This is a genomic window from Sphingomonas astragali, assembly GCF_051400615.1.
In the GTDB taxonomy this organism is placed as follows: Bacteria; Pseudomonadota; Alphaproteobacteria; order Sphingomonadales; family Sphingomonadaceae; genus Sphingomonas.
This window is the reverse complement of the sequence record NZ_JBLFFH010000002.1, coordinates 63,194-79,545: the sequence shown is the minus strand read 5'-3', so window position 1 is coordinate 79,545 and position 16,352 is coordinate 63,194. Positions and strand designations below refer to the sequence as shown.

Here is a 16,352-nt window from a genome sequence, read left to right as displayed (position 1 = left end):
CTCCCCGGCACGGGGAGGAGCTATGACTCAATCCATCGGCGCGTAGTTCTCGCCCGCATAATCGCTGAAGCGGGTGATGTTCGGCTCGAACTTCAGCGTCACCTTGCCGGTCGCGCCGTGGCGCTGCTTCGCGATGATCAGCTCGGCGAGACCGAACACGCGCTCCATGTCGAGCGCCCATTTGGCATGGTCGTCGAAGACCTTGGGGTCGTCGCCGTCCCGCGGCCGCTTGGGCTCGCGCGAGGCGACGTAATAGTCCTCGCGATAGACGAACCATACCATGTCGGCGTCCTGCTCGATCGAGCCCGACTCGCGCAGGTCCGAGAGCTGCGGCCGCTTGTCCTCGCGCTGCTCGACCGCGCGGCTGAGCTGCGACAGCGCCAGCACCGGTACGTTCAAGTCCTTGGCCAAGGTCTTGAGACCGCGCGAGATTTCTGAAATCTCCTGCACGCGGTTGTCGTTCGATCCGCGACCACTGCCCGACAGCAGCTGGAGATAGTCGACCACGACCAGCCCGATCTCGTTGTTCTGCCGGCGCTGGAGCCGCCGCACGCGCGTGTGCAGTCCGCTGATCGACAGGCCGGCGGTGTCGTCGATGAACAGGGGCAGGGTCTCGAGGTCCGCCGCAGCGTCAGCGAGCTGGTGGAACTCGGCCTTGCTGATCTTGCCCATGCGCAGCGCCTCCGAGCTGATCCGCGCCTGTTCCGACAGGATGCGCGTCGCCAGCTGGTCGGCCGACATTTCCAGGCTGAAGAAGGCGACCTTGGCGCCGGTCGAGCGCTCGGGCGGGATGCCGATGCGCATGTCGTCCATCCAGCGCCGCGCAGTGTTGAAGGCGATGTTGGTGGCGAGCGAGGTCTTGCCCATACCCGGACGGCCGGCGAGGATCATCAGGTCCGAATGGTGCAGGCCGCCCGTGCGTGCGTTGATCGAATCGAAGCCGGTGGTGACGCCGGAGAGGCCGCCGCCGGCGTTGAGCGCCTTCTCGGCCATCCTGACCGCCAGGGTGGTCGCCTGGGCGAAGGTCTTGACCGCGCCGTCGGCGTTGCCCTCGCTCGCGACGTTGAACAGCGCCGCTTCCGCCGCCTCGATCTGGGCGCGCGGATTAACCTCCTCGCTGGTGTCCATCGCGCGGCCGACCAACTCGCGCCCGACCGTCACCAGCGCGCGCAGCATGGCGAGGTCGTAGATCTGCTGCGCGAACTGCCGCGCGCCGATCAGCCCCGCCCCGCTGCCGGTCAGCTTGGCGAGATAGGCGGGGCCGCCGAGCTCGCGCATCGCCTCGTCGCCGTCGAACAGCGGGCGGAGCGTCACGGGCGTGGCGAGCTGGTCGGTCGAGCGCAGCCGCCGGATCGCCTCGAAGACGCGGCCGTGGAGCGGCTCGTAGAAATGCTGCGGCTCCAGCCGGTCGACGATGTCGTCCGCGAGACGGTTGTCGATCATCATCGCGCCGAGCAGCGCCGCCTCCGCCTCCACATTCTGCGGAAGCTGCTGCGCCGCGGGCACGGCGGCGTCATTGGCGTGGAGGAGCGTGGCCATCGCGCCCTCATCTCATCAATGGCCGCCGTCCTCAACCGCTGATGGGCTGTGGAACACGGGGAAAGCGCCGCGCCGAGCTCCTCGAACGGCAGCTTCTCCCTCGCGGGAGGATCAGGGCACCGGTGCCGAATCGATGATCTGGATCGGCTTGCGGAGCCGGATGTCGTCCGAAGCACCGCCGACAAGCAGCTGGTACGCTCCGCCCCTCGCCACCCAGCGGTGCGTCTCCATGTCCCAACCCGCGAAGGCGCGCGGATCGAGCATCAGCTCGACCGGCCGGCTCTCGCCCGGCGCCAGTGCGACCTTGGTGAAGCCCTTGAGTTGTTTGACCGGCTCGTTCTCCGCTCGCTCCTCCGGAGCGACGTAGATCTGGACGACTTCCTTGCCCGCAATCCTGCCCGTGTTGCGCAGCGTGAATCGCACCTTCACCGATGCGCCTGCCTTCACCCTCGCCGGTCCGCTCAGCCCCGAATAGGCGAAGCTGGTGTACGAGAGGCCATGGCCGAAGGCGAACAGCGGCTTCACGCCACGCGCCTCATAGCCGCGATAGCCGACCAGCAGGCCCTCGGCATATTGGCTCTTGGCGCTCTTGAGGTCGATCGCGTCGTCGCTGCTCCTGGCCGGAAAGGTCACCGGCAGCTTGCCCGACGGGTTGACCTTGCCGGTCAGCACGCCGGCAAGCGCGGCCGCGCCGCCCTGTCCCGGCAGGAACATGTCGACCACCGCCGGAACCCGGTCGATCCAAGGCATCGTCATCGCCGCGCCGGCATTGATCACCACCGCCGCGCTCGGATTGGCGGCCGCGATCGCCTCGACCAGCCTGTCCTGCTCGCCCGGCAGGTCGATCGTCGCCCGGTCGTAGCCTTCGCCCTCGGTCAGCGACGAGGACCCGACGATCACCACCGCCGCATCGGCCCGCTTCGCCGCCGCCACCGCCGCGTCGAAGCTCGGCCGCGGCGTGCGCACGCCGAACGCCAGCAGCTCGTAGGGCGTGCGCCCGGTCACATAGTCGAGCCGCACCGGATAGGATTTCCCCGCCTCCAGCTCGACCGTCACCGTCCGCCGCGGCACCGGGAAGCCGATCACGTCGCGATTGTCGGGCGTGCTCGGCGTCGCCTTGTCGATGATCGTCCTGCCGTCGAGCGTCAGCGTCGCCGAACCGGTGCCGCGCACGCTGAACTCATAGGGGCCGGTCTCTGGCGGCCAGAACAGCCCTTCCCAGCGCAGCGCCGCGTAGCCGGCCGCCTGCGGCCCGGCGACATTGCCGCTGATCCGCTTGCTGAAATCGGTCGCGAGCTCAGTGCGCGTGGGCAGGCCCGCGAAGTCGTTGGTGGCGAAATAGCTGGCCTTGAGCCCCGGTTCGGCGCGATCTGCAACCGGGCTGAACAATTTCGGATCGGCGGCAGGCGGCACCTCTTCGTTGTCGACGCCCTTTTCGTAGATCACCTCGACGCCTGGCAGCGCTGCCCTGATCGCGTCGAGCGGAGTCTGGAGCCTGGCGAAAGGCACCACCGCCGAGCTGCCGCCGCCCTGGATGCGCGCGACCGCAGCGTTGGGCCCGATCACCGCCAGCGTCTTGATGCCCGGCTTCAGCGGCAGCACGCCCGCGTTCTTGAGCAGCACGACCGCCTCGTCCGCCGCCGCACGCGCCACCGCTTCGTGCCGCTTCCCGCCGATCTCGCCCTTGGCCGGGCCGCCGTCGAGGATGCCGCTCCGCACGATTGCCCGCACGACGCGTCGGACATTGTCGTCGAGCTGCATCTGGCTGACCTCGCCCGCCTTCACTGCCGCTATCAGCTTCTCGCCGAAATATCTGGGCGGTCCCGGCATCTCGACGTCGAGCCCGGCGTTCGCCGCCGCCACGGTCGAATGCGTCGCGCCCCAGTCGGACACGACGAATCCCTTGAAGCCCCATTCCTTCTTGAGCAGGTCGGTCAGCAGCCAGCGGTTCTCGCTGGCATAGGTGCCGCCGAGCTTGTTGTACGATGCCATCACCGACCAGGGGTCGGCCGCCTTCATCACCGTCTCGAACGCGGGTAGGTAGATTTCGCGAAGCGGCCGCTCGTCGACGATCGAATCGACGACGAAGCGGTTGGTCTCCTGGTTGTTGGCGGCGAAGTGCTTGATCGAGACGCCGACGCCCTGCGCCTGCACGCCCTCGACATAGCCGAGCGCCAGCCTGCCCGCGAGCAGCGGGTCCTCCGAATAGGTCTCGAAGTTGCGCCCCCAGCGCGGCGTGCGGACGATGTTGACCGTCGGCGCAAGCAGCAGCGACGCGCCATAGCCGCGCGCCTCCTCCGCAATCGCATCGCCGACCGCGCGGGTGACCTCCGGATTCCAGGTCGCCGCCAGCGAGACCGCGGTCGGGAACACCGTCGCCGGTTTGCCCTCGGGCGAGCGCACGCCGGTCGGCCCGTCGGTCATGCGGAATTCAGGGATGCCGAGCCGCGGTATCGCGTGCAATGTCATTCCCGAGGCGCCCGCGAGCAACGACACCTTCTCGTCGAGCGTCAGTCGCGCCACCAGGTCGTCGACGCGCCCGTCGACAGGCGCAGCCTTGTCGCGATAGATCGACCGCGCATCCGACTGTGCCGCCGCCGGCCCGCCGAGCGCAAGCGCAAGCGCGGAGAGAGCGATGCCGCCCGGCCCCCGAGTTAGCGCCATCCTACTTGATCGCCGCGAGATCGGCGTCGACCTTGGCCAGCAGCTCGTCGGTGAGCTTGCCGTCCGAATAGGCCTGGAGCTGCCTGAGGCTCATTCCCTTGAACATCTCATATTCGGGCCGCGCGGTGAGGCCCGGCACGTCCTTCTCCAGCACCGCCTTGGCTGCCGCGTCGGCGGCGAGGTCCTGGATCGGCGTCTGGGTCGAGAATTTGGCCGTCGTCGCCGGTGCAGCCGCTGCCGGTGCGGCCGGGACCGGCGCAGCGGGCGCCGGTGTGGTCTGCGCGGCTAGCGGAGCAGCAGAGACGAGCAATACGGTCGCAATCAGGCGCTTCATGGCATTCATCCTTCGTTGGAAGTGGCGCTTTCGAGTTCGGCGATCATCGCCTCGCGGATCAGGTATTTCTGGATCTTGCCGGTCACCGTCGTCGGAAAGGCGTCGACGAAACGGATGTGGCGGGGAATCTTGTAGTGGGCGATACGGCCACGGCAGAAAGCGCGGATGTCCTCCGCGTCGCCGACTGCGCCGAGGCGGAGGCGAATCCAGGCGCACAGTTCCTCGCCCATCCTCTCGTCGGGCACGCCGACTACGGTCACGTCCTCGACTGCGGGATGGCCGTAGAGATACTCCTCGATCTCGCGCGGGTAGATGTTCTCGCCGCCGCGGATCACCATGTCCTTGAGGCGGCCGACGACGGTGCCGTAGCCCTCCGCGTCGATCACCGCGAGGTCACCCGAGTGCATCCAGCCCTCCGCATCGATCACCTCGGCGGTCTTCGCGGGCTCGTCCCAATAGCCGAGCATCACCGAATAGCCGCGGGTGCACAGCTCCCCCGGCGTGCCGGTCGGCACCAGCTCCCCCGCCTCATCGACGATCTTGCATTCGAGGTGCGGCTGCACCCGGCCGATCGAGCCGATACGGCGCTCCACGGGATCGTCGATCGCGGTCTGGAAGCTGACCGGGCTGGTCTCGGTCATGCCGTAGGCGATGGTGACGTCGCGCATGTGCAGCCGCTCGATCACCTGCCGCATCAGCGGCTCGGGACAGACCGCGCCTGCCATGACGCCGGTGCGCAGCGAGCCGAAGTCGAAGCGGTCGAACTCGGGATGCGCGAGCATGGCGATGAACATCGTCGGCACGCCGTAGAGCGCGGTGCAGCGCTCCATTTCCACCGCCCTGAGCGCCGCATCGGGATCGAACCCGGCGCTCGGATAGACCATCGCCGCGCCATGAGTGATGCTGGCGAGATTGGCCATCACCATCCCGAAGCAATGGTAGAGCGGCACCGGGATGCAGATGCGATCCTCAGCCGTCAGCGCCTGTGCGCGGCCGACGAAATAGCCGTTGTTGAGGATGTTGCGATGGCTGAGCGTCGCCCCCTTGGGCAAGCCGGTGGTGCCGCTGGTGAACTGGATGTTGGCCGCATCGGTGCTCTGCAGCGTCTCGCCGAGCGCGCCGAGCCACTCGCGATCGGCGGCACCGGCGGAGGCCGCCACCTCATCGAATGCCAGCCAGCTTGCGGGCGGCGTGCCGCCGATCTGGATCGCATGGCGCAGCGTCGGCAGCCGCTCGCCCGGCAGCGCGCCCGGGGCCATCTCGCGCAGCATCGCGCCATAGTCGCTGGTCCTGAACCGCTCGGCCAGCACCAGCGCCGACAGGCCGACCTTGTTGATCGCGAACGCCGCTTCGGTGACGCGATAGGCGGGGTTGATCGTCACCAGCACCAGCCCGGCACGCGCCGCGGCGAACTGGGTAATCGTCCATTCGACGCAATTGGGCGCCCAGATGCCGATACGGTCGCCCGGCTCCAGCCCCAGCGCCAGCAGCCCCGCCGCGAAATCGTCGGCCCGCGCCAGCAGCTCGGCGAAGCTCAGCCGCACCCCCTGCTCCACCGAGACCAGCGCCTCCCGCTCCCCCCAACGCGCGGCGGCGAGCACCAGCGCCGTGCCGATCGTATGCTCGATCAGCGGCGGCTCCGACGCGCCCCGCACTTGGCTGAGGATGAGCGCGGTCACGATTTCGGCGCCACGCAGCTGAAGTTGGCCGCATCGTCGGTCGATCCGCTGCCGGTCCACTTCGCGACCTTCGGATAGGCGCACAGCGGCCGCGTCCGCACCGGCTTGGCCGGCAGGCCGAGATAGGCGAACAGGTCGTTGTCGTACTTGGTCGCGACCATCGTCTCGGGCGCGGAGCCGCCCTGGCGCCACCTGTCGAGCGGGGTCAGCGCGTCGAAGATGCTCGCGCCCGGCCCGCCCAGGCAGTGCGACATGCCCGGCACCATGAACAGGCGCACCGATTGCGCCGCGCCCGGCGTCTTCTTCAGCACCGCCTGGTAATATTCGATAGTGTTCTCCGGCGCGATCGCGGCATCGTTCCAGCCGTGATAGAGGATCAGCTTGCCGCCACGCTTGATGAAGGGCGTCATGTCCGGGTTGTCGCTGTCGAGGATCGGCGCCATCCGCGTCTTAGCCAAGGCATAGTCGCGGCTCAGGTCGAACTGCGCCGGCTGCCAGTTCGGGTCCGAATGGACCATGTAGCGGAAGAATTCGGTCGCGAAGATGCCGTGCTGCGCCTTGGGGCCCGTCAGCCACATGTCCCAGGTGCCGGGAAAGGCTTCGGCGCCGGGCATCGTGCCGGGGAAGAACACGCTGCCCTTGTCGTCGACCGCGCCACGATAGAGCGCCCGCGCCGCGGCGACCTGCGGCGCGGTCAGGCAGTCGGCGGCGTCGCCCGCCTTGCACTGGAGCACCGCCGGGTCGACGCCGCAGCTTCTGGGATCGTCGATCACCTCGTCCTTGACGCCGTCGGCCGCGTCGCACTTCGCGAGCGCCGCGTCCTGCAGAAGCTTGAGCTTGGCATTTGGAATCGCGGACTCGGGCCGGGCGAACACCGCGCGCTCATTGGCCATGAAACCGGTCATCATCCGCGTCCAGGCGTTGGCTGGCGCGCCCGCGATGATCGCGTCATAGTCGTTGGGGTAACGCTGCGCCTCCATCAGCGCCTCACGCCCGCCGTCGGAACAGCCCTGGAAATAGGCCGCCTTGAGCTGGCGCGGATAGAAGGCGGCGATCACCGCCTTCGCCAGGTTTGCGGTGAGATGGTTGGCGCGATGGCCGAAGTCGGTGATCCGCTCGGGCTCGTTCAGCGCCCATTTGCCGTCGGTGTCGCCGGTGCCGACATGGCCCAGGTCGGTGCCCGCCGTCGCATAGCCCTTGGCCAGCACGCCGTGCATCGTCAGCGAAGACAGCGTCAGGCTGCCGCCGAACCCGCCGTTGCCGGCGCCCACCATCTTGCCGTTCCACGTCGCCGCTTCGGGCAGCCACACCTCGATCCTGATGTTCGACCGCGGCACCGGCGTCAGCACCGCCTGGACACGGCAGAAGCTCGCCTGCGCCGGCAGGCCGGGCTTGCCCTCCTCTGTTATCACCGGCGTGCCCTTGGCCACCATCGCAGCGCTCTCGATCCGGCCGTTTGCGATCGGCATTCCAGTAAGCGCAGCGCAATCCGCCGCCTTGAAACCCGCCTGCGCCGGTGCGGCAACGGTCTCGGTGCCGGCGACGCTCGGAGCGAGTGCCGCCGCTCCCAGCAGCAGCGGTGGAACGATCCTGATCATTTGCCCAGCAACCCCTTCGCTTGCAGCCATTGCTGCGTCCGCTCGGTCCAGGCGTCGGATGCCTTGCCCTTCTTGGCGATGCCGAAGCCGTGGCCGCCGTCCGGATAGGTGACGAGCGTCGCGTCGGCGCCGCCGTCGGTCCACGCCTTCACGATGCGGCCGGCGTCCTCGCCGGCCAGCTTGTCGTCCTCCGCCACGATCGCGAGCAGCGGCGGCGCCTTGGCGGGCACCGCGATGCTATCGCCGACAAGGCCCGGATAGACGGCGATCACGAAATCCGGCCGGCTCCGCGGCTGGTCGGCGAGCGTCGTCCACATTGTCACCGCCCCGCCGGCGGAGAAGCCCATCATCCCCAGCCGCCCAGGCCTGATCCCGTATTTGGCGGCATTGGCGCGGACATAGGCCATCGCCGCCTCGCCGTCGGCGGTGTCGAGCGGCTTCAGCGGCGCCACCGTCGCCTTGAGCTGGTCGATGTTGCCGAGCAGCCTGATCAGCGAGGCGGGAAACTCGCTGCCGGTCGGCACCAGCCGATAGCGCAGCACGAAGGCGGTGACGCCCAGGCCATTGAGCCACTTCGCGACGCCGATCCCCTCATTGTCGATCGACAGCATGTGGAAGCCGCCGCCCGGCGCGATCACCACGCCGGTGCCGTTGGCGGTCGCCGGGTCGGCCGGGAACACGCTGAGCGAAGGTTCGCTGACGTTGCGGGTAATGGCGCCGAAGAACAGCGATCCGTCCGTGGTCTCCGGCTTCGCTGCACCGATCGTGCCGGCCGGGCCCGCAGGCGACAGCTTGATCCGCTCGCCCTCGCTCGCGCTGGCGTTCGCGCAGCCGATCAGCAGCGTCAGCGCCGACAGCGCGACCGCCCATTTCCGCATCATTTCGCGCCTCCATGCTTGGCCGCGTCCCGCGCCGTCTCGATCGCGGCGATCGGCGGCTCGGCGGCCGGGACCGGCTCGGTCTTGCCGTTGCCGATCGAAAGCTTGACCGGCGCCGCGCCGGCAAAGCGCGGCCAGCCGGGATCGCCGGTCCTGGCGAAGCGCACCCAGCGATCCGCCAATGCGCCGGCGACGGCCTGATCCGCCGCGCTCGCCGGCTCGCCGGCCTTGTCGAGATTGTCGAACTGATAGGCCACGTCGGTCGCGTGCGAGGCGCCGAAATCGGGCTTGCGCCTGGCCTCCGCGACATAGCCGAAGCGATAGAGCCAGGTCGGCGCCACCTTGGCGTGCCGCCGCGCCAGGGCCAGCGCCGGCTCGGTGAAGGCGAAATCGCTGGCGATATGCCGGTCATAGGCGGCGGGCGAGCCGTAGGCGGCGCGCACCGCCTCTGCACCCGCACCCAGTTCCACGGTGGCCTTGGCGTTGAAACCGGCGAGGAACGGCGCCGGGATGAAGCCCAGCTCGTCGCTGTTCGACCCGACGACATAGGGGATACGCGCCTGCTTGCCCGCGGCGAACAGAACGTCGGCGTCGCCCGTCACGATGCGTCCGTCGGTGATCGGGCCCGAATAGCGGGCCTCGTCGGGGCTGATGAAGTTGATCTTGCCGAGGACGGTCTCGGCGGGGATCGCGCGCAGCGCGGCGAGGTCGTCCCCTGCCACGCCCGCGTCCCTGGCGAAGGCCACGCCCTTCGCCTCCGCCTCGGCGAGGCTCGGCCAGCTGTTGCGCCCGCCGCCGGATGCGACGATCCCCTTGGCGAACAGCCCCTTGGCCGCCGGCGACGTCATCAACCGGTTGACCGATTCCCCGCCCGCGGATTCGCCGAAGATGGTAACGTTGCCGGGGTCGCCCCCGAACGCCGCGATGTTGCGTTTGACCCATTGCAGCGCGGCGATCTGGTCCATCAGCCCCCAGTTGCCGGTCGGCCCGGCCCCGCTCTCCCGCGTCAGCGCCGGATGCGCGAAGAAGCCGAAGCGGCCGAGCCGGTAGTTGAACGTCACCACCACCACGCCGCGCGCTGCGAGCCGGCTGCCGTCGAGGATCGCTGCCCCGCCGCTGCCGTTGGTGAAGCCGCCGCCGTGGATCCACACCATCACCGGCAGCTTCGCGCCCGCCCGCGGCTTCGGCGTCCAGACGTTGAGGAACAGGCAGTTCTCGCTCATAGGCTGGCTGGTGTTGGCCTTGTCGCCTGGCAGCCGCACCTGGAAGCAGTCGCTGCCGAGCGCGGTCGCGTCGCGCACGCCCTGCCATGGCGCAGCAGGCTCGGGGGCGTGCCAGCGCAGCGGGCCTATCGGAACCGCGGCATAGGGAACCCCCTTGAAGCTCGCGACTCCCTCCGCCTCGGCGCCGCGCAGCGCACCGCTGTCGGTCGTCGCGACCGGGGATGCCGCCATCAGCAGCACCGCCAGCGCCGGCATCATCGCTCTCATCGCGCTCCTCCCGTGGTGAACTCGAACGTGCCGGCGCCGACGCTGTAGACGACGGAACCCTTCTCCTCCCGCATCCGCATCGCGCCCGCCGGGACGCCGGTGACCGCGCCGAAACGGGTCGGCACCCACACTTCGCCCGCGCTGTTCATCGGGACAGTCGCGGTCAGCGTCAGCCGGCCATCCTCGACCTTCCACGCCGACGTCGCCTCACCCTGCGGCGTTGCCATCGTCGCCGAGGCCCAGGCGAGCCCTGCCGGTATCGCCGGCCGCACCAGCACCGTGCGATATCCCGGTGCCCCCGGCCGCAGTCCCGCGAGCCGTTGCCGCAGCCAATCGGCGATCGAGCCGAAATAGTGATGATCGCGCGAGCGCGAGCCGAGGCTCCAGCTCTCGAGCATCGTCTTATGCCCGTTGGCGAGCCAGAAGCCCCAGCTCGGCTCGTCGGTGCGCGTGGCGATCTTGTAGGCGAGATCGGCATGGCCGTAGTCGCTGAGCAGGTCGAGCAGGTAGCGGGTGCCGAACACTCCGGTCTTCAGCCCCTGCGCCGCGACATCGGCGGCGATCGCATCGGCGACCGATTGCTCGCGCCCCGCGGGCGCCATGCCGAAGGCGAGCGCGAGCACGTTCTGGATCTGCGTCGGTTTGCCTGCCGTGCCCGTGTCGCCGACGGTGCGGTACCAGCCACGCGCGTCGTCCCAGTAGCGCTTGTTGTAGGCCGCCCGGATCGCCTCGGCGAGCGCGCCGTAGCGCTCCGCATCGGCAGCCTTGCCGATCACCCGCGACGATTGCGCGAGCAGCTTCGTCTCGAGGAAGAAATAGGCGCTGGTCACCGCGTCGATCCCGCCGCCGCGCGCGTTCATGAAGTCGAGCGCGCCCGGCGCGCTCCACTCGCTGAGCGAGATACTGGGTCCGCGAAAGTCGGGCGCGGCGAACTTGGTGGCGGTATAGTCGACCAGCCTCCGCTGCACCTCGTGCATCCGCTCCAATGCGCGGGCGTCGCCATAGGTCTGGTAGAGCTCCCAGGGCAGGATCATCGCCGCGACGTCCCACGGCGTCGTCGGCCCCCATACCAGGTTCCATCCCGGCGTTCTCTCATAGCCGTAGTAGGGTGTCGCCGGCACGATCTCCGGCAGCTCGCCGTCCGGCGCCTGCGCGTCGGGGAAATCGGCGAGCCACTTGCTCCACACCCGCGCCACGTCGAGGCTCCGCACCGCTGCGCCGGCCGAAGCCTGGGCATCGCCGGTCCAGCCGTTCTTTTCATAGGTGGGCGTGTCGGTCTGGAAACCATGCATGTTGTTGAGGATCGTGCGGATCGCCGCCTGGTCGATCTCGCCCAGCAGCGGATCGGCGCTGGCGAAGCTGCCGGTCCGCGCGACGGCAGAATGCACGACCTTGCCGGTCAGCGTCGCCAACATCGGCGTGCCGGGGAAGCCCTCGATCTGCACGTAACGGAAACCGTGGTAGCCGAAGCTCGGCTCCCACCGCTCGCGCCCCTTGCCGGCGAGCGTGTAGCGATCGGTCTGGAGCTGCGCGTCGATCAGGCCCGAGGCGGGGACGATCAGCCCGTCGTCACCGATCCGCTCGCTCGCCGCCATCGAGACGGTACGCCCGCTCGGCCCGGCCACGTCGAGCGCGACCCAGCCGGCGAAGATACGGCCGAAATCATAGACCCAGAGGCCGGGCTTGACTTCCTTGAGCGATACGGGAGCGACGGTCTCGACAGGCGCGATCGGTTCCAGATTGGCAGCGCGAAGCTTGCCCTTCGGCCCGTCCGCCAGCGTCGCCGGCAACCAACGTCGGTCCGAGAAGCCGGGCTTGTCCCACCCCAGCGGGAGCAGCCGCGCGTCATAGCGTTCGCCGCGGTGGATCGAATCCGCCAGCGTGGGACCCGAGATCGTCCTCCAGCTCCGATCGGTCGCAACGACCTGCCGCACGCCGTCGGCGAAGGTCACCTCGAGCTGTGCCCTGAGCGCCGGCTCGGCGTGCCACGGCGCCTGCTGGAAATACCATTCGTTGGGATCGGTGAGGCCATACCAGCCGCGCCCAAGCTCCGCGCCGATCACATTGGCCCCAGGGCGCAGCCGGTCGGTCACGTCATAGGTATAGTAGAGGACGCGCTTGTCATAGGCGGTGAAGCCCGCGCCCATTGCGCTCGCGCCCACCGTCGTGCCGTTAAGGTGCAGTTTCGGCCAGCCCGCTCCAACGACATAGAGCCGAGCGCTCGCAATCTTCTTCGCCGGCAGGGTGAAGGCGCGGCGCAGCAGCGGCGCTGGGGATTCGATCGGCAGCACGATGTCGACCGTCGGCAGCCCGCTCGAAACGATCAGCCCTTCGGCCTCGACGCGGCCACCGGTGAAAGCGTTGTCGTTCGCTTCAAACCGCGTCGCAAAGGTCGGACTCCCGTTGCCGGCGACGCTCACGCGATGGATCACCGCCGCGCGCGCCTCCTTCGCCGCGAAGCCGACGGTGCCACGCGCCTGCGCTCCGTCGATGAGGGTATCGATGGTCTTCCCGTCGATCGCAGTGGTGATCGTCAGGCCCTTCGCGGTGATCGTCACGCGATGCCGCACGTCCTTCAGTGTCACGCCGGCCAGCGGCACCCGCTTGAGCTCGGTCACCTTCACCGTCGAGCTCGACCCGCCCGGATAGCGCCGTACCCGTTCGATCAGGACCGGCCCATCCTTCTCCTCGGCGAGCGTCCAGACATAGGCCTCGCCATAGGTCTTGCCGATCGGCCGTGCGCGGAAGATCAGGTCGAGCGACGCTCCCGTCATCGTCAGTTCGCTCTCGAAGGTCAGGTCCGTCCAGTCATGATCGGTCCGCTTCGGCCCGCCTATCCACTGCGCGGACCAGTCCTCCGGCCTCAGCAGCCCCATCTCCCACCAGCCGGGCGTGCTCCATCCGCTCTGGTGTCCCTCACCGTCCCAGGTCGCAACCTGCCACCAATAGCGCGTGCGCGACGCGAGCGGCGGCCCGGCATAGGCGACCTGCGCATTGGCATGGGAAGCGACCCTGCCGCTGTCCCACACCAATCGTCCCCGCGCGAGTGCCTCCGGACCGTCGGCGACGCGGATGCGATAGGCGGTCTGCCGCGCCGTCGGCACCTGCCACGCAAGCCGCGGCGCCGGCTCGTCGATCCCGAGCGGTGCCGCGGCATATTCGACCTCGAGCGCAGAGGGCGCTGTCGCCTCAGGCGCCGCGCCGAGCACCAGCCCCGCTGCTCCCACCAACAGGACAAGACGGTCCATATGCGAGCCGCCCCTTCCCGTTCCGGCTATCGACCAGTGCGGCAACCGTCCCCTCCTAGAACTTGGTCCGGATACCGAAGGACACCAGCCGCCCCAGCGTACTGCCGTTGGTGTAGCCGGCGGCGTTGTTCAGATACGGAGGATCCTCATCGAACAGGTTATCCACGTTCACCGTCAGCATGGTGTCCTTCACCACCTTGCCGAGGTCGTAGCCGAAGAACAGGTCGATCGTATCGAAGGCGGAGACGCGCGTCTGCGGAAGCACCCCGAGCAGGGGATATCCGCTGCGATGATTGAGCGCCGCGCGGGCAATCAGATCACCCAGCTTGCCGCCCAGCGTCGCAACGAATTGAAGGCGCCCGTAACCATTCTTCAGATCATTGCTGAAGTCGCCGCCCTGGATCGCCTGCGTCCTGCGCTTCAAGGTGTAGGTACCGGCAAAGCTCGCGTTCACCGAACCGAACGAAGTGTCATGAGCATAGGCGAGACTGAAGTCGAGGCCGCTGGTGTTCACCGCGCCCAGATTGGCGCGTCGCGCCAGGAACAGCACATAGGGGGAGCTGACCGCGTAGAGCGCCGCCAGGCTCGGCACACCGTCGATCCGCAGATCCCCTGCCGCCGCCGTCGCCTGGGCCAGGGTCGGATTGAGGATGTAGAAGCTCGCGTAGTTGGGGTCGGTAAACAGGATGGGCGAGGTGAACGGCGGGACGCTGATCGCATCCTTGAACCTCACGTTGTAATAGGTCGCGCTGGCAACCAGGCCAGGCAGCGCCGCCGGCTTGAGATCGAAGCCCAGCGACCAGGTGTCGGCGGTCTCCGGGCGAAGATCGGCGTTGCCGCCGGCGATCGCCATGGTCGGCCGCAGGATATCGAACGGCGAGCTGTTCGGCGCGCGGAACGGGCTGAACGGCAGGACCTGAACGCGCGAATCCACCGAGTTGCCGAGGTCGGCGAGGCTCGGCGCATGGAACGACGTCCCATAGTTGCCGCGCAGCGTCAGCGCCTGGAACGGCCGATAGGTCACGCCGATCTTGGGATTGGTGGTGCCGCCGACGTCGCTGTAATGATCGTAACGGACGGAGCCCGAGACCTCGAAGCTGTAGAAGCCGCCGCTGCGGTTGTCCGCGCCGACGAGCGGCACCAGCACTTCACCGAACACCGACTTGACGTCGCGGTCCGCGAAGGAGCTGGCGCCCACGACCGCCGCCTGGGGGCCGCTGCCGGTGAACGAGCGGATGTTCTCGTAATGATATTCGGCGCCCACCGCGAGGCGGACGTCGCCGCCTGGCAGCGCGAACAGCGGCCCGTCGAGGACCGCCCGGCCCTCGGCCAGCTCCTGGTCGGCATCGCCATAGTTCACATAATCGTCGATCGCGGCAAGCACCGCCGGCGCCGTCGCGGAGAGATTATAGGGATTCAGCGCCGTGGCCGTGCTCGTCCCCGCGAGCGCGGCGGTGACGGCGGTCGCATTGAACGAATCCTCGGTCGTGACATTCTCGCTGCGGCCGAAATTGGCCTGGGTGCGCAGCTGCCAGCCGCTGCCCAGCTCGAAATCGAACTTGGGCGTCACGCCGTATGAGGTGAAGGAGGCCGGGCTGACATTGCTCGGCCCGAAAACGTCGTCGAAGGCGAAGGCGACGGAATGCCCGAGTTCGGTCCCGATCGGCGAGAAATACGGGTTGACGGCGGTGATCGCGCCGCTCGCGCTTCCCTGCGCGGTGCGCGTCACCGTGTCGCGCCGCGACCAATAGGCCGTGGTCGAGAAACTGATGCTGTCGCTCAGCCGCTGCATGAGGCTGGCGAAGACGCTGTGCCGCTTCTCCCGCGGATAGAGATCGGCATGATCGGTCTGGTCGCACCGATTGAGCGTACCCGGAACCCTGCCCGGCATGGCATAGGTAGTGGTGCCGATGGTGATGTTGGCCAGCGGGCACGCGGTCGACCGATTGTCGGTGCCGCCGCGCGGGAGGTTGTTCGCGGTCGCATAGTCGCGATCGATGCCGAGCAGATTGTCATGCCAGGCATAGGCATAGGAGACGTAGATCGAGCCCGATCCCCAATCCTTGCCTGCGATCGCGCTCGCGTCGAACGTCTTGTAATTGTCGGCGAAGCCGTAGCGCGCATTGACGCCGATCCCGTCGTAGCGCTTGCGCAGGACGAAGTTGATGACGCCGCCGATCGCATCGGAGCCGTAGATCGACGATCCGCCATCGGGGATCACCTCCACGCGATCGATCGCATCGGGTGGTATCACCGACGGATCGACTGATGTCTGGAGGATGCCGGCACCGACCAGCCGATGACCGTTCATCAGCACCAGCGTCGTCGAGCCGCCCGACGCGCCGAGATTGCGGATGTTGGGGCGCACGATCGGATTGCTGTAATTGCCGAGGCCCGCCGGCACCGTACCGAAATTGCCGATCTGCGGAATCGAGGCGAGCAGATCGTTGGAGGAAGCGGCGCCGGTGGCGACCACCTCGTCGCGCGTTACGCCGATGACGTTGGTGCCGGTCGGCGCAACGCCACGCAGCAGCGTGCCGGTGACGACGATGTCCGCCGTAGTCGCTTCGTCGGGGCCGACGGCGGGATCGATCTGCTCACCCGGCACGGTATCCTGCCGGGGATCGGCCGTTTCCGGCGTAACCTGCGCCTCCGCAGCCCCCGCCCACAGCAGCGCCCCCGCCAGCGCCGAGAGCGACAGTCCGCGCGCGATCTCGCGCCGGTTCCGTGATGTCCTGAACATGCCGATCATACCGCCTCCCCCTTCCCCTCGCCCGTTCGGGCGTCTGTCGATGCACGGCGGAACGGCCGACCTTTTCCCATCGACCTCGCCTCCCTGGAATCGCTCTAGCGGCGACCTTTTTCGTGGTTTTAATCCGCGATCGCGATTGATCGTGTCAATGATAATTTTTTATTACTAAT

At 68.3% G+C, this 16,352-nt stretch carries 9 protein-coding genes; all 9 read right to left on the bottom strand.

Annotated features, from left to right (window positions below; translation table 11 throughout):
• Positions 1 to 27: 27 nt before the first annotated feature.
• Entirely contained in the window at positions 28 to 1,539 is a 1,512-nt protein-coding gene (locus tag ACMGER_RS08675; protein ID WP_436811756.1) for a replicative DNA helicase, read from the bottom strand.
• A 111-nt stretch (positions 1,540 to 1,650) separates the two neighbouring features.
• Positions 1,651 to 4,203: a glycoside hydrolase family 3 C-terminal domain-containing protein gene (locus ACMGER_RS08670; RefSeq protein ID WP_436811755.1), complete on the bottom strand. Its 2,553-nt coding sequence runs from the start codon at positions 4,201 to 4,203 to the stop codon at positions 1,651 to 1,653.
• Between the two features lies 1 nt (position 4,204).
• Entirely contained in the window at positions 4,205 to 4,537 is a 333-nt protein-coding gene (locus ACMGER_RS08665; RefSeq protein WP_436811754.1) for a hypothetical protein, read from the bottom strand.
• 5 nt (positions 4,538 to 4,542) lie between these two features.
• Positions 4,543 to 6,216 carry an AMP-binding protein gene (locus ACMGER_RS08660; RefSeq protein WP_436811753.1) on the bottom strand — a complete coding sequence of 558 codons (1,674 nt, stop codon included), beginning with the start codon at positions 6,214 to 6,216 and terminating at the stop codon, positions 4,543 to 4,545.
• Positions 6,213 to 7,814 carry a tannase/feruloyl esterase family alpha/beta hydrolase gene (locus tag ACMGER_RS08655; protein ID WP_436811752.1) on the bottom strand — a complete coding sequence of 534 codons (1,602 nt, stop codon included), beginning with the start codon at positions 7,812 to 7,814 and terminating at the stop codon, positions 6,213 to 6,215. The genes ACMGER_RS08660 and ACMGER_RS08655 overlap by 4 nt, the downstream gene beginning before the upstream one ends.
• Positions 7,811 to 8,695, bottom strand: coding sequence for an alpha/beta hydrolase (locus tag ACMGER_RS08650; protein WP_436811751.1), 885 nt, complete (start codon positions 8,693 to 8,695; stop codon positions 7,811 to 7,813). The genes ACMGER_RS08655 and ACMGER_RS08650 overlap by 4 nt, the downstream gene beginning before the upstream one ends.
• The gene (locus ACMGER_RS08645; protein WP_436811750.1) at positions 8,692 to 10,182 is read right to left on the bottom strand and encodes a carboxylesterase/lipase family protein; all 1,491 of its coding nucleotides are present in this window, start codon (positions 10,180 to 10,182) and stop codon (positions 8,692 to 8,694) included. The genes ACMGER_RS08650 and ACMGER_RS08645 overlap by 4 nt, the downstream gene beginning before the upstream one ends.
• A complete protein-coding gene (locus ACMGER_RS08640; protein ID WP_436811749.1) occupies positions 10,179 to 13,430 on the bottom strand; it encodes a family 78 glycoside hydrolase catalytic domain in 3,252 nt (1,083 codons plus the stop codon). Before ACMGER_RS08640 ends, ACMGER_RS08645 begins: the two co-directional genes overlap by 4 nt.
• 55 nt (positions 13,431 to 13,485) lie before the next feature.
• Positions 13,486 to 16,182 (bottom strand): TonB-dependent receptor domain-containing protein, encoded by a 2,697-nt coding sequence (locus ACMGER_RS08635; RefSeq protein WP_436811748.1) that lies wholly within the window; start codon positions 16,180 to 16,182, stop codon positions 13,486 to 13,488.
• Positions 16,183 to 16,352 lie beyond the last annotated feature (170 nt).